Source organism: Mycobacterium sp. TH-M116 (assembly GCF_057473685.1).
This window is the reverse complement of sequence record NZ_JBYCLC010000054.1, coordinates 1-11,785: the sequence shown is the minus strand read 5'-3', so window position 1 is coordinate 11,785 and position 11,785 is coordinate 1. Positions and strand designations below refer to the sequence as shown.

The window sequence follows — 11,785 nt, the reverse complement described above, 5'->3', positions numbered from 1 at the left end:
CGAGGAAACGACCCAGGAAATCTATTTCGAGCTGTGGCGCACGGCGGGGGAGTACGACTCGGGCAAAGGTTCGGCGTTGGCCTGGCTGCTGACCATGGCGCACCGGCGCGCCGTCGACAGGGTGCGCTCAGAGGAAGCCTTCACCAGGCGGGAGTCTCGCTACATCGCGTCCAGCGCCGAGCCGCCGGGCGATGTCGTCGTCGAATCGGCGATCGCCGGCGAGGAACATCGCCGCGTGGTCGCATGCCTGGACGCTTTGACCGACATGCAGCGGCAGTGCGTCCGGTTGGCTTACTACGAGGGATTGACGTACAGGGAAGTGTCGCAGCGGTTGAACGCGAATCTGTCGACGATCAAGTCGCGCATGCGCGACGCGCTGCGGAGCCTGCGAAACTGTCTGGACGTGCAATGACCGAACCGATCGAATTCGAATTGCTCGAACTGGCCGCGCCTTACGCGCTCGACGCCGTGTCGGATCAGGAGCGAGCCGACATCGAGCGGCGTGTCGCGGCCGCGCCGCGGCCATGGGCGGTCGCCTTCGACGCGGAAGTCCGTGCCATCCGCGAGACGATGGCCATCGCCTCGGCAACGACCGCGGTCGAGCCGCCGCCCCGTCTGCGCGCCGTCACGCTGGCCGCGGCGCAACCCCGCGGCAAGCGCCGGTCAGGTTGGCGTACGGCGGCTCTGGCTTCCGCGGCGGCGGCAATCGTGGTCGGTGCGGTCGCCTTCGGTGCCGGCGTGCTGGTACGGCCGCACCCTCCCGCGACCGTGGCCGCCCAAGTCTTGGCCGCTCCCGACGTGCGAACGGTGTCCCGCCCGCTCGCCGACGGCACGGCCACGGTGGTGTTCTCCCGTGATCGCGGCGCGGGTGTGCTGGTGATGAACAACGTCCCGCCGCCGTCCCCGGGCACGGTGTATCAGATGTGGTTGCTGGGTGCCAAGGGTGCGACCTCGGCAGGGACGATGGGCGCAGCGGCGGTGGCGCCCTCGACCACCGCGACGCTGACCAACCTCGGAACGTCGACAGCCTTGGCGTTCACCGTCGAACCCGGTACCGGCTCGGCCCAGCCGACCGGGACGATACTGGCCGAGTTGCCGCTGCGCTGAGCGGCCCACTGTATTCACCCGTCCGCGGGTGCCGCGACTCCGAATGACCTGCGTCCGGTTGAACGGCGGTTCCCGAGTCCGCCCCTGATGAAGGAGTCCAAACGCGATGAAGAACGCTCAGGCCAGAACAGTCGCTGCGGCATGCCTTGCGACGATTGCGGTCGTTGGCTTCTCGGCGTGTTCAAGCAACAAGTCGACGTCTGAGTCGTCGACGACCGACAACTCGCCGACCGGCATGGCGGCGCCCGCAACGACATCGGCCATGGCCGACCCTGCGGCCGGCCTGATCGGTACCGGCTGCGCCGCCTACGCCAAGGAAAACCCCAGCGGTCCCGGGTCCGTCGCCGGGATGGCCCAGGACCCGGTCGCCACGGCCGCGTCGAACAACCCGATGCTGACCACGCTGACGTCGGCGCTCTCCGGCAAACTGAATCCCGATGTCAACCTGGTCGACACGCTGAACGATGGTCAGTACACAGTCTTCGCGCCGACCAACGCCGCGTTCGACAAGCTGCCGGCCGCCACCATCGACAAACTCAAGGTCGACGCTCCTTTGCTCAAGAGCATCCTGACCTACCATGTGGTGCAAGGTCAGGAGAGTCCGGACATGGTCGACGGCACCCACCCGACCCTGCAAGGCGCTACCGTGACCGTGACAGGGCAGGGAAGCGCACTCAAGGTCAACGACGCCGGTCTGGTTTGCGGCGGCGTTCACACCGCCAATGCGATGGTGTACATGATCGACACGGTGCTGATGCCTCCGAGCCAGTAAACCCCGCACGCCAAGCACCGCTCGGCCGAGGTCGGGCGGTGCTTGGTCTCGCTGGAAAAAAAATCCGTGACCGCTGCGGCTTCTGCTCCAGGGCACGATTGATTTTCCGGTGGGCAGTCCGCACCGGCTCGGGTTCCGAACTACTCGTGTCGGTAGCAATCCGGCGGCGGTTGTCCGTCGCCGACACGTAGGAGGCCAGACACATGAAAGCACGCAACACCTCAAAGTTGGCGACGGGTTTCGCGGCAGCGACCTTCATCGGTCTTGCCGTGACCACGGCCCCGACCGCGGCAGCGGCCGACCTGGTGGGTCCGGGATGCGCGGATTACGCGGCGGCGAATCCCAGCGGCCCCGCATCGGTAGACGGTATGTCTGAGGTCCCGGTCGCCACGGCCGCGTCGAACAACCCGATGTTGACGACGTTGACCGCGGCGCTTTCCGGCAAGCTGAATCCGGATGTCAACCTGGTCGACACGCTGAACAACGGCCAGTACACGGTCTTCGCGCCGACCGATGCCGCGTTCGCCAAGCTGCCGGAGTCGACGATCGGCCAGCTGAAGACGGATTCGAAGCTGCTGACCAGCATCCTGACCTACCACGTGGTGCAGGGGCAGTTGAATCCGACCCGCGTCGCGGGCTCCCACAAGACCCTGCAGGGAGGCACCGTGACCGTGACAGGGCAGGGTAACGCCCTCAAGGTCAACGATGCCGGTCTGGTGTGCGGCGGCGTGCCGACGGCGAACGCGACGGTGTACATGATCGACACGGTCCTGATGCCGCCGGCTTAGCCGTCCGGTCCGGAATTCCGGATCAGCACTTCATCCATGGTGACACCCGTGGCTGCGGCCCGCAGCCGACAGCGCCCTATCCGCTCGGCTGGGCAGGCTCGGCGGGTGTGGCCAGCCGGGTGGAGCGCTCATGGCCACGGAGGGTGACCGTCTCGCCCAACGACCAACGGCTACGTTCTTTTTCGCTCGCGCCGTCCAAGGCGGCGGCCGTCGCGAGCAATCGGCCAGGATAGGTCTTGGCCAGCTCGCACAGCCGTGCGGCCTCGTTGACCGGTTCGCCGATCACGGTGTACTCGAAGCGTTCCCGGGCGCCGACGTTGCCGGCGACCACGTGGCCCGCCGCGACGCCGATGCCGGCCTGACACTCGGGCATTTCGGCGGCCAGTCGCTCGGCGATGCGTCGGGCGGCGCTCAGCGCCTCCTCCTCGGGGTGGTCAAGGCGGTTCGGGGCGCCGAATACGGCGAGCGTCGCATCGCCCTCGAACTTGTTGACCAGACCGCGGTGGCGGTCCACCTCCTCGACGACGATGCCGAAAACCCGGTTGAGCACCGCGACGACTTCGGCGGGAGGCCGACTGGTCACCAACTGCGTGGAGCCGACGATGTCGATGAACAGGACGGCGACATGGCGCTCCTCCCCGCCCAGCTTCGGTCGCTCGAGTTCGGCGGCGGCGGCGACCTCGCGTCCGACGTGCCGGCCGAAAAGGTCACGCAGACGTTCTCGTTCACGCAGGCCGTCGACCATCGCGTTGAAACCGCGCTGCAGCTCGCCGAGTTCGGTCCCGTCGAACACCACCAGGTTGCCGCGCAGGTCACCCCGCCCGGCGCGCTCGAGTGCCGCGCGCACCACCCGCACCGGTGTCGCGGTGAGCCAGGCCAGGATCCACATCAACACGCAACCGAAAATCACTGCGGCAGTGGACATCATCAGCACACCGACGGCGAACTCGGTTTCGGACAGGTTGCGCATCAGCAGTTGGAAGAGCGCCAGCAGGGCGATGCCGATCACCGGTACGGCCGATCCGAAAAACCAGACCATCATCGTCCGGCCCATGATGCCCGCGGTCAGCCGCTGCGGCGGCCGCCCCGCCGCCAGGGCCTGGGCGGCCACCGGCCGCAGTGCGAACTCGGTCGCCAGATAGCTGCCCGTGGCGACCAGGACGCCGCTGAAGGTCACCACGAACAAAAACCGGGGGATGAACAGGGTGTTCACCAGGCCGTAGAGGGTGGTGAGCAGCGCCGCGCCGGATCCCCACAGGACGAGGTCGATGACCGCGACGCGCCACGGGGCCAGAAACGTATTGCGCTCGTCGTCTGAGGTCGGGTACCGCTCCAAGATCGCCCAGCGCAGCGCGATCACGGTCCGCCGGGTGATCCAGTACGCGCCCAGCGCCAGCGCGACCGCGAGGTAGGCCGGCACGACGCCGAACGTGAGCCACAGCGGCGCGTCGCTGAACACGCTCGGCTCGGGAATGGCGACGGTCACCAGCAACAGGGCCACGCCGATGCCGAGCAGGTTCACGCCCACGACGAGCACCGTCAGGATGACCTGGATGCGTATCCGGCGCCGCCGTTGGCTTTCCGTGACCCGCCCGAGCAGCAGCGAGCCGTACGCCGGGGTCTCCGGCAGCCGGCCGCTCTGACCGGTGACCGTCTCGAGCACCCGGCCCAGGCGTCGCGCTAGGGTGCTCTGTGCCGACATGGTGGCGCCAGCCTAGTTTGTCGGTCACGCTCTAAGGTGAATCGGGTGCGACTCGTGATTGCCCAGTGCACGGTGGACTACGTCGGCCGGCTCACCGCGCATCTGCCGTCCGCGCGCAGGTTGTTGCTCTTCAAGGCCGACGGTTCGGTCAGCGTGCACGCCGACGACCGGGCCTATAAGCCGCTGAACTGGATGAGTCCGCCGTGCCGGATGACCGAGGAGCCGGGCGGCGCGGCGCCGGTGTGGGTCGTGGAAAACAAGGCAGGCGAACAGTTGCGTATCACCGTCGAGGCGGTCGAACACGACTCCAGTCACGACCTGGGCGTCGATCCCGGCCTGGTCAAGGATGGTGTCGAGGCGCACCTGCAGGCATTGTTGGCCGAGCACGTCGGGCTGCTCGGCGAAGGATACACGTTGGTGCGCCGCGAGTACATGACCGCGATCGGGCCCGTCGACCTGCTGTGCCGTGACGAGCGGGGCGGCTCGGTCGCGGTGGAGGTGAAGCGGCGTGGCGAGATCGACGGCGTGGAGCAGCTCACCCGCTACCTCGAGTTGCTCAACCGCGACAGCCTGCTGGCGCCGGTGCAGGGCGTGTTCGCGGCGCAGCAGATCAAGCCACAAGCGCGCACGCTGGCGGTAGATCGGGGGATCCGTTGTGTGACATTGGATTACGACAGAATGCGCGGGATGGACAGCGACGAATACCGGCTGTTCTGAGGTCTCGGGATTAGACTGGCCGCATGCCACGGCGCCGCACACCGCCCCGACGGCAGGGCCCCACGCCGTTGTCGTCGGTCTCGCGGCGGGTCGAGTCGGGGCCCGGCGGATACGACTACGAGGTTCACCCGGTCGCTGCGGCGCGCGCCGTCAAGATCTACCGCTGCCCCGGGTGTGACCACGAGATCCGTTCGGGGACTGCGCATGTCGTGGCCTGGCCGGTGGACGCCCCCGACCTCACGATCGAGGACAGACGGCACTGGCATACGGGGTGCTGGAGCAACCGCGCGACTCGCGGTCCGACCCGGAGGTGGTCGTGACTACCGGTCCTACAAAGCCGGCTCGACCAACTCGATCAGAACTCCGCCGGCATCCTTGGGATGGATGAAGTTGACTCGAGAGTTCGCGGTGCCGCGTCTCGGCGCCTCGTAGGTCAGCCGGACGCCTTGTGAGCGGAGTTGCTCGCAGAAGGTGTCGAGATTGCTGACCCGAACCGCCAGCTGCTGGATGCCCGGCCCGCGCTTGTCGAGGAACTTCGCGATGGCCGACGAATCGTCGATTGGGGCCATCAACTGGATCTGTGCGGTGCCGATGGGTCCGCCGCGTGCAGCCAGCATGGCCTCGCGGATACCTTGATCGTCGTTGACTTCCTCGTGAACCAGGATCATGCCGAGGTGGTCGTGGTACCAGGCGATAGCCGCGTCCAGGTCGGGGACAGCGATGCCGACATGGTCGACCGCGGTCACGAGCGCACTACCGAGGACCTGACGGGCGTCAACTTGGTCGGTCGTCATCTCACAACGGTAACCTGACGGCAACGATTCCGCTTCTCCGGGGATCGGAATCGGCCATCCGCGCACGCCTAGGAGGTAGTCATGACGACGTCGGTGATCGTTGCTGGAGCCCGCACGCCGATCGGCAAGTTGATGGGTTCTCTGAAAGAGTTCTCGGCCAGCGATCTGGGCGCCGTCGCGATTGCCGGCGCCCTGCAGAAGGCCGGCCTGCCGGCCGGCGCGGTCGAGTACGTGATCATGGGCCAGGTGCTGACGGCCGGAGCCGGCCAGATGCCCGCCCGCCAGGCGGCGGTGGCGGCCGGCATCGGCTGGGACGTCCCGGCGCTGACCATCAACAAGATGTGCCTGTCCGGTATCGACGCAATCGCGCTGGCCGACCAGCTGATTCGCGCCGGAGAGTTCGACGTGGTGGTGGCCGGCGGACAGGAGTCCATGACCAGGGCGCCCCACCTGCTGATGGACAGCCGCTCGGGCTACAAGTACGGCGACGTCACCGTGCTCGACCACCTGGCCTACGACGGCCTGCATGATGTGTTCACCGACCAGCCGATGGGTGCGCTCACCGAGCAGCGCAACGACGTCGACAAATTCACCCGTGAGGAGCAGGATTCTTACGCCGCCCGGTCACACCAGCGGGCGGCCGCGGCGTGGAAGGACGGCGTGTTTGCCGACGAGGTGGTCCCGGTCAGCATCCCGCAGCGCAAGGGTGACCCGCTGCAGTTCGCCGAGGACGAGGGCATCCGCGCCAACACCACCGCCGAATCGCTGGCCGGCCTCAAGCCGACATTCCGCCGCGACGGCACCATCACCGCGGGTTCGGCGTCGCAGATCTCCGACGGCGCGGCCGCGGTCGTGGTGATGAACAAGGAAAAAGCCCAGGCGCTGGGCCTGAGGTGGCTGGTCGAGATCGGTGCGCACGGCGTGGTGGCCGGACCGGACTCGACGCTGCAATCGCAACCGGCCAACGCGATCAAGAAAGCGCTCGGGCGTGAAGGCATCTCGGTCGACCAACTCGACGTGGTGGAGATCAACGAGGCGTTCGCGGCCGTCGCGCTGGCCTCGACTCGCGAGCTGGGACTGGATCCGGAGATCGTCAACGCCAACGGCGGGGCGATCGCCGTCGGGCATCCGCTCGGCATGTCGGGAGCCCGCATCGCGCTGCACACCGCCTTGGAGCTGGCGCGCCGCGGCTCCGGCTATGGCGTCGCCGCCCTGTGCGGGGCGGGCGGGCAGGGCGATGCGTTGATCCTGCGGGCGGGGTAACGGTCCGCGCGGCGTTGCTGGCGCGACGTTCGCGCGCACGTTTGTGAGGTTCGTCATGGTGGCCGTACGGGCGCCGTCCGGTGGGGATGGGGGCGGATTTTCGCTGGGTGCGAGTGTCCGCGCCACCGAGTGGATCGGCCCCCGACGTGCATGACAGACTTGACGGCGTGACGCGTCCCCGATCCTCCATTGGGCCTGCGCTGGCCGGTGCGGTCGACCTTTCCGGCCTCAAGCAGCGCGCCCAGCACAACGCATCGGCAGGTGGCCCCGGCGGCCGGGCGGCGTCGGCGGCGCCCGGGGTGACCGAGGTCACCGAAGCCAATTTCGAAGACGAGGTGCTGATCCGGTCCGGCGAAGTGCCGGTCGTGGTGTTGCTGTGGTTGCCGCGCAACGACGCATGTGCCCAGCTCGCCGATACCCTGTCCCGACTGGCCGCCGAGGACGACGGCAAATGGTCGCTGGCCACGGTGGACGTCGAGTCGGCGCCCGGGGTGGCCCAGGCCTTCGGCGTGGAGGCGGTTCCTACCGCGGTGGCACTGGCCGCCGGCCGGCCGTTGTCCAGTTTCGAGGGCGTGCAGCCGGCCGACCAGTTGCGCCGCTGGGTGGACTCGCTGCTCTCGGCGACGGAGGGCAAGCTCAAGGGCGTACCGGATCGCGGGGAGTCCGAGCAACCCGATCCAGAGCTATTGCAGGCCCGCGAGCAACTCGAGGCCGGTGACTTCGACGCCGCCAAGGCCTCGTACCAGGCGATCCTGGACGCCAACCCCGGCAGCGTCGAAGCCCGGGCCGCGATCAGGCAGATCGACTTCCTCACGCGCGCAACGGCTCAAGTCCCCGACGCGATCGCGGTGGCCGACGCGGCGCCGGGTGACATCGACGCCGCCTTCGCGGCGGCCGACGTGCAGATCCTCAACCAGGAGGTCAGCGCGGCATTCGAGCGTCTGATCGCGTTGGTGCGCAGGACGTCCGGGGACGAGCGCGCCCGGGTGCGAACCCGCCTGGTCGAGTTGTTCGATCTGTTCGATCCGGCCGACCCGGAGGTTGTCGCCGGCCGGCGCAACCTCGCCAACGCGCTGTACTGACTCGGCGAGCAGACAAGCGCCGAGCGCTACTCGGGCGCCAGCCACAGCGCCGACGTGGGCGGCAGCACCAGCAGCGCCGACGCCGGCCGGCCGTGCCACGGGTCCTCGGTGGCCTCGACCCCGCCCATGTTGCCGACGCCGGATCCGTTGTAGTCGGTGGCGTCGGTGTTGAGCACCTCGCGCCACCGGCCGGCGACCGGCAGGCCGAGCCGGTAGCCGCTGTGCTCGGAACCGGCGAAGTTGAAGACGCAGGCCATGACCGAACCGTCGTTGCCGTAGCGCAGGAAACTCAGCACGTTGTTGGCGGAGTCGTTGGCGTCGATCCAGGAATAGCCGTCGGGAACGGTGTCCTGGCTCCACAGCGCCGGATGGCCGCGGTAGATGGCGTTGATGTCGCGTACCAGCCGCAGGATGCCGTTGGAGAAACCCTGCTCGTCGAGTTGCCACCAATCCAGGCCGCGCTCCTGCGACCATTCGTTGCGCTGGCCGAATTCCTGGCCCATGAACAACAACTGCTTGCCCGGGTGCGCCCACTGGTAGGCGAGCAGGCTGCGCAGACCGGCAGCCTTGAGGTGGTTGTCACCGGGCATCCGCGCCCACAACGTGCCTTTGCCGTGCACCACCTCGTCGTGGCTGATCGGCAGGACGTAGTTCTCGCTGAACGCATACAGCATCGAGAACGTCATCTCATGGTGGTGGTAGCTGCGATAGACCGGGTCGCGACTGAGGTAGTCCAGCGTGTCGTGCATCCATCCCATGTTCCACTTCATCGAAAAACCCAGGCCGCCAAGGCTTGTCGGACGCGTCACACCCGGCCATGACGTCGACTCCTCGGCGATGGTGACGATCCCCGGCGCCCTCTTGTGTACCGTGGCGTTCATCTCCTGAAGGAACTGGACCGCCTCGAGGTTCTCGCGGCCCCCGTAGATGTTGGGCGTCCAGCCGCCGGCAGGGCGCGAGTAGTCCAGGTAGAGCATCGAGGCGACCGCGTCCACGCGCAGGCCGTCGACATGGAACTCCTCGATCCAGTACAACGCGTTGGCCACCAGGAAATTGCGGACCTCGCGGCGGCCGAAGTCGAAAACGTAAGTGCCCCAATCGAGTTGCTCACCGCGTCGAGGATCGGAATGTTCGTAGAGCGCGGTGCCGTCGAACCTTCCCAGTGCCCAGGCATCCTTGGGGAAGTGCGCGGGCACCCAGTCCACGATGACACCGATTCCGGCTTGGTGCAGGGTGTCGACGAGAGCCCGGAACTCGTCGGGGGTGCCGAACCGCGACGTCGGCGCGTAGTACGACGTGACCTGGTATCCCCACGAGCCGCCGAACGGGTGCTCGGCCACCGGCAGCAACTCGACGTGGGTGAATCCGTGCTCCACCACGTAGTCCGTCAATTCCTTGGCGAGTTGGCGGTAGCGCAGCCCCGGGCGCCACGAGCCCAGGTGGACCTCGTAGGTGCTCATCGGCTCGAACACCGGGTTGAGCCGGGCGCGCCGCGTCATCCAGTCCTCGTCGTTCCAGCGGTAGCTGCTGACCGCCACCCGCGATGCGGTGTGCGGGGGTACCTCGGTGGCGAAGGCCATCGGGTCGGCTCGTTCGGTGACCACGCCGTCGGCGCCGTGGACGCGGAACTTGTAGAGTTCGCCGACGGCGAACCCGGGCCAGAACAACTCCCACACGCCCGAGGAACCCAATTCCCGCATGGGCGCCTCGGTGCCCGTCCAGCCGTTGAACTCCCCGATCAGGCTGACACCTTTGGCGTTGGGCGCCCACACGGCGAACGAGACACCCTCCACGACGCCGTCGGCGGTGGTGAAGGAGCGGGGATGCGCGCCGAGGACTTCCCAAAGTCGCTCGTGGCGGCCTTCGGCGAACAGGTGCAGATCCATCTCGCCCAGGGTGGGCAGGAAGCGGTAGGCGTCCGCGACGATGTGCGGTTGGGCGCCCTCGTAGCTGATCTGCAACCGGTAGTCGATCAGGTTCGTGAAGGGCAGCGCCACGGCGAACAGGCCCGATTCGATGTCGCGCAACGGGAACCGATCAGCACCGACGAGCGCGACGACCTCGCTGGCATGCGGCCGGAACGCCCGGATGACGGTGTGGTCGTCGTACTCGTGAGCGCCCAGGATGCCGTGCGGGTCGTAGTGTGTGCCGGCCACCAGGCGCGACAGATCGTCGCGGTCTGGCGCCAGGTGCTTTGCGGCGATTTGGTCGGCTCTGCTCATGTCCCTCTCACCTCCGGGTGCGTTCATCGCCTGCGTGACAGTGTGATCCGGGATTCTTTCGGTATAAGTGGCATGTTGACGATGTGCGCGACTGCTTGCGTAGGGTCCAGGCGAACATAATTCGCTTGTCCCCATTGGAATTCATGTCCCGTTATCTCGTCGCGTACCCAGAATCGCTCGTAGGGTTCCATACCCAATCCCGCCATGTCCAACCACAGGGTGGCTTCCTCGGGTCCGAACGCGTTGAGGGTCAACACCGTCAACACGCAGTCGCCCGTGGCCGGGTCGAACTTGCTGTAGGCCAGCAGCGCGTCGTTGTCCACGTGGTGGAAATGAATGGTGCGCAGTTGCTGAAGCGCGGGATGTAGTCGGCGGATCGCGTTGAGTTGCCTGATGAACGGCTCGAGGGACCGACCTTCGGCGAGTGCGCTCGCATAGTCGCGGGGACGCAGTTCGTACTTCTCCGAGTTCAGGTATTCCTCGCTGCCTTCCCGCACCGCGCGGTGCTCGAAGAGTTCGTAACCGGAGTAGACGCCCCAGGCCGGGCCCATCGTGGCGGCCAGCACGGCGCGGATGGCGAACATGCCGGGACCGTTGTGCTGCAGAATCGCGTGCAGGATGTCGGGGGTGTTGACGAAGAGGTTCGGCCGGCGGAAGTCGGCCAGTGTCGCGATGTCGTTGCCGAATTCGGTGAGCTCCCATTTGGCCGTGCGCCAGGTGAAGTAACTGTAGGACTGGGTGAAGCCGAGCTTGGCCAGACCGTACTGGCGGGCCGGCGGGGTGAAGGCCTCGGAGAGGAAGAGCACGTCGGGGTCGTGATCTTTGATCCGGGCGATCAGCCAGGCCCAGAAGTCCGGTGGCTTGGTGTGCGGGTTGTCGACCCGAAAGATCTTGACACCGTGGTCGATCCAGTGCAGGCATACCCGCAGAACCTCGTCGTACAGGCCCGCCGGGTCGTTGTCGAAATTGAGCGGATAGATGTCCTGGTATTTCTTCGGCGGGTTCTCGGCGTAGGCGATGGTGCCGTCCGGCAGCTCGGTGAACCATTCCCGGTGTTGGCTGGCCCAGGGATGATCCGGTGCGCACTGCAGCGCCAGATCCAGCGCCACCTCCATGCCCAAAGCCTTTGTGGCAGAAACGAATTCGTCGAATTCGTCGATAGTACCCAGGTCCGGGTGAATCGCGTCGTGACCGCCTTCGTCGCTGCCGATCGCCCACGGCGAGCCCACGTCTCCGGGTGCCGCGGTGGGAGAGTTGTTGCGGCCCTTACGGTGTACCTTGCCGATCGGATGGATCGGCGGAAGGTACACGACGTCGAACCCCATGTCGGCGATGCGG

General features: G+C 67.1%; 12 protein-coding genes. 8 read left to right on the top strand and 4 right to left on the bottom strand.

All coding sequences use genetic code 11. From position 1 onward, the window contains the following. The 4 genes from AC2VOK_RS02560 to AC2VOK_RS02545 all read left to right on the top strand — a co-directional run. Positions 1 to 412 (top strand): sigma-70 family RNA polymerase sigma factor (locus tag AC2VOK_RS02560; RefSeq protein ID WP_428899085.1); only part of this gene is annotated, 412 nt, incomplete at its 5' end. Then, a complete protein-coding gene (locus tag AC2VOK_RS02555) occupies positions 409 to 1,107 on the top strand; it encodes an anti-sigma factor (RefSeq protein ID WP_428899084.1) in 699 nt (232 codons plus the stop codon). The genes AC2VOK_RS02560 and AC2VOK_RS02555, both read left to right, overlap by 4 nt. Before the next feature lie 106 nt (positions 1,108 to 1,213). Then, positions 1,214 to 1,879 (top strand): fasciclin domain-containing protein, encoded by a 666-nt coding sequence (locus AC2VOK_RS02550; RefSeq protein ID WP_428899083.1) that lies wholly within the window; start codon positions 1,214 to 1,216, stop codon positions 1,877 to 1,879. 203 nt (positions 1,880 to 2,082) lie between these two features. Continuing rightward, positions 2,083 to 2,667 (top strand): fasciclin domain-containing protein, encoded by a 585-nt coding sequence (locus tag AC2VOK_RS02545; RefSeq protein ID WP_428899082.1) that lies wholly within the window; start codon positions 2,083 to 2,085, stop codon positions 2,665 to 2,667. A gap of 76 nt (positions 2,668 to 2,743) precedes the next feature. Here the strand turns inward: AC2VOK_RS02545 and AC2VOK_RS02540 are convergent, their stop codons facing one another. Then, positions 2,744 to 4,369 carry an adenylate/guanylate cyclase domain-containing protein gene (locus tag AC2VOK_RS02540; RefSeq protein ID WP_428899081.1) on the bottom strand — a complete coding sequence of 542 codons (1,626 nt, stop codon included), beginning with the start codon at positions 4,367 to 4,369 and terminating at the stop codon, positions 2,744 to 2,746. A gap of 45 nt (positions 4,370 to 4,414) precedes the next feature. Between AC2VOK_RS02540 and nucS the strand changes: the two genes are divergently transcribed. Then, complete coding sequence (nucS, locus tag AC2VOK_RS02535; protein WP_428899080.1) at positions 4,415 to 5,086, top strand: endonuclease NucS; 672 nt, start codon at positions 4,415 to 4,417, stop codon at positions 5,084 to 5,086. A 23-nt stretch (positions 5,087 to 5,109) separates the two neighbouring features. Further along, a complete protein-coding gene (locus AC2VOK_RS02530) occupies positions 5,110 to 5,406 on the top strand; it encodes a hypothetical protein (protein WP_428899079.1) in 297 nt (98 codons plus the stop codon). A gap of 9 nt (positions 5,407 to 5,415) precedes the next feature. Here the strand turns inward: AC2VOK_RS02530 and mce are convergent, their stop codons facing one another. Continuing rightward, positions 5,416 to 5,880, bottom strand: a complete 465-nt coding sequence (mce, locus tag AC2VOK_RS02525; RefSeq protein WP_428899078.1) for a methylmalonyl-CoA epimerase — start codon at positions 5,878 to 5,880, stop codon at positions 5,416 to 5,418. An 81-nt stretch (positions 5,881 to 5,961) separates the two neighbouring features. Between mce and AC2VOK_RS02520 the strand changes: the two genes are divergently transcribed. Both AC2VOK_RS02520 and AC2VOK_RS02515 read left to right on the top strand, forming a co-directional pair. After that, the gene (locus AC2VOK_RS02520; protein ID WP_428899077.1) at positions 5,962 to 7,143 is read left to right on the top strand and encodes an acetyl-CoA C-acetyltransferase; all 1,182 of its coding nucleotides are present in this window, start codon (positions 5,962 to 5,964) and stop codon (positions 7,141 to 7,143) included. A gap of 167 nt (positions 7,144 to 7,310) precedes the next feature. Beyond that, entirely contained in the window at positions 7,311 to 8,225 is a 915-nt protein-coding gene (locus AC2VOK_RS02515) for a tetratricopeptide repeat protein (RefSeq protein WP_428899076.1), read from the top strand. Between the two features lie 26 nt (positions 8,226 to 8,251). On the opposite strand, the gene glgB is transcribed toward AC2VOK_RS02515, so the two are convergent. Together glgB and AC2VOK_RS02505 are read right to left on the bottom strand one after the other, a co-directional pair. Then, on the bottom strand, positions 8,252 to 10,447 hold the full coding sequence (gene glgB, locus AC2VOK_RS02510; protein WP_428899075.1) for a 1,4-alpha-glucan branching protein GlgB: 2,196 nt from the start codon (positions 10,445 to 10,447) through the stop codon (positions 8,252 to 8,254). A 23-nt stretch (positions 10,448 to 10,470) separates the two neighbouring features. After that, a partial coding sequence (locus AC2VOK_RS02505) for an alpha-amylase family protein (protein WP_428899074.1) occupies positions 10,471 to 11,785 on the bottom strand: 1,315 nt, incomplete at its 5' end.

Excerpts from the sequence above, each read along its gene's own strand:
- AC2VOK_RS02540 (WP_428899081.1), bottom strand. The coding sequence starts at position 4,369 with ATGTCGGCACAGAGCACCCTAGCGCGACGCCTGGGCCGGGTGCTCGAG.
- AC2VOK_RS02520 (WP_428899077.1), top strand. The coding sequence starts at position 5,962 with ATGACGACGTCGGTGATCGTTGCTGGAGCCCGCACGCCGATCGGCAAG.
- AC2VOK_RS02550 (WP_428899083.1), top strand. The coding sequence starts at position 1,214 with ATGAAGAACGCTCAGGCCAGAACAGTCGCTGCGGCATGCCTTGCGACG.
- AC2VOK_RS02555 (WP_428899084.1), top strand. The coding sequence starts at position 409 with ATGACCGAACCGATCGAATTCGAATTGCTCGAACTGGCCGCGCCTTAC.
- AC2VOK_RS02545 (WP_428899082.1), top strand. The coding sequence starts at position 2,083 with ATGAAAGCACGCAACACCTCAAAGTTGGCGACGGGTTTCGCGGCAGCG.
- mce (WP_428899078.1), bottom strand. The coding sequence starts at position 5,880 with ATGACGACCGACCAAGTTGACGCCCGTCAGGTCCTCGGTAGTGCGCTC.
- AC2VOK_RS02530 (WP_428899079.1), top strand. The coding sequence starts at position 5,110 with ATGCCACGGCGCCGCACACCGCCCCGACGGCAGGGCCCCACGCCGTTG.
- glgB (WP_428899075.1), bottom strand. The coding sequence starts at position 10,447 with ATGAGCAGAGCCGACCAAATCGCCGCAAAGCACCTGGCGCCAGACCGC.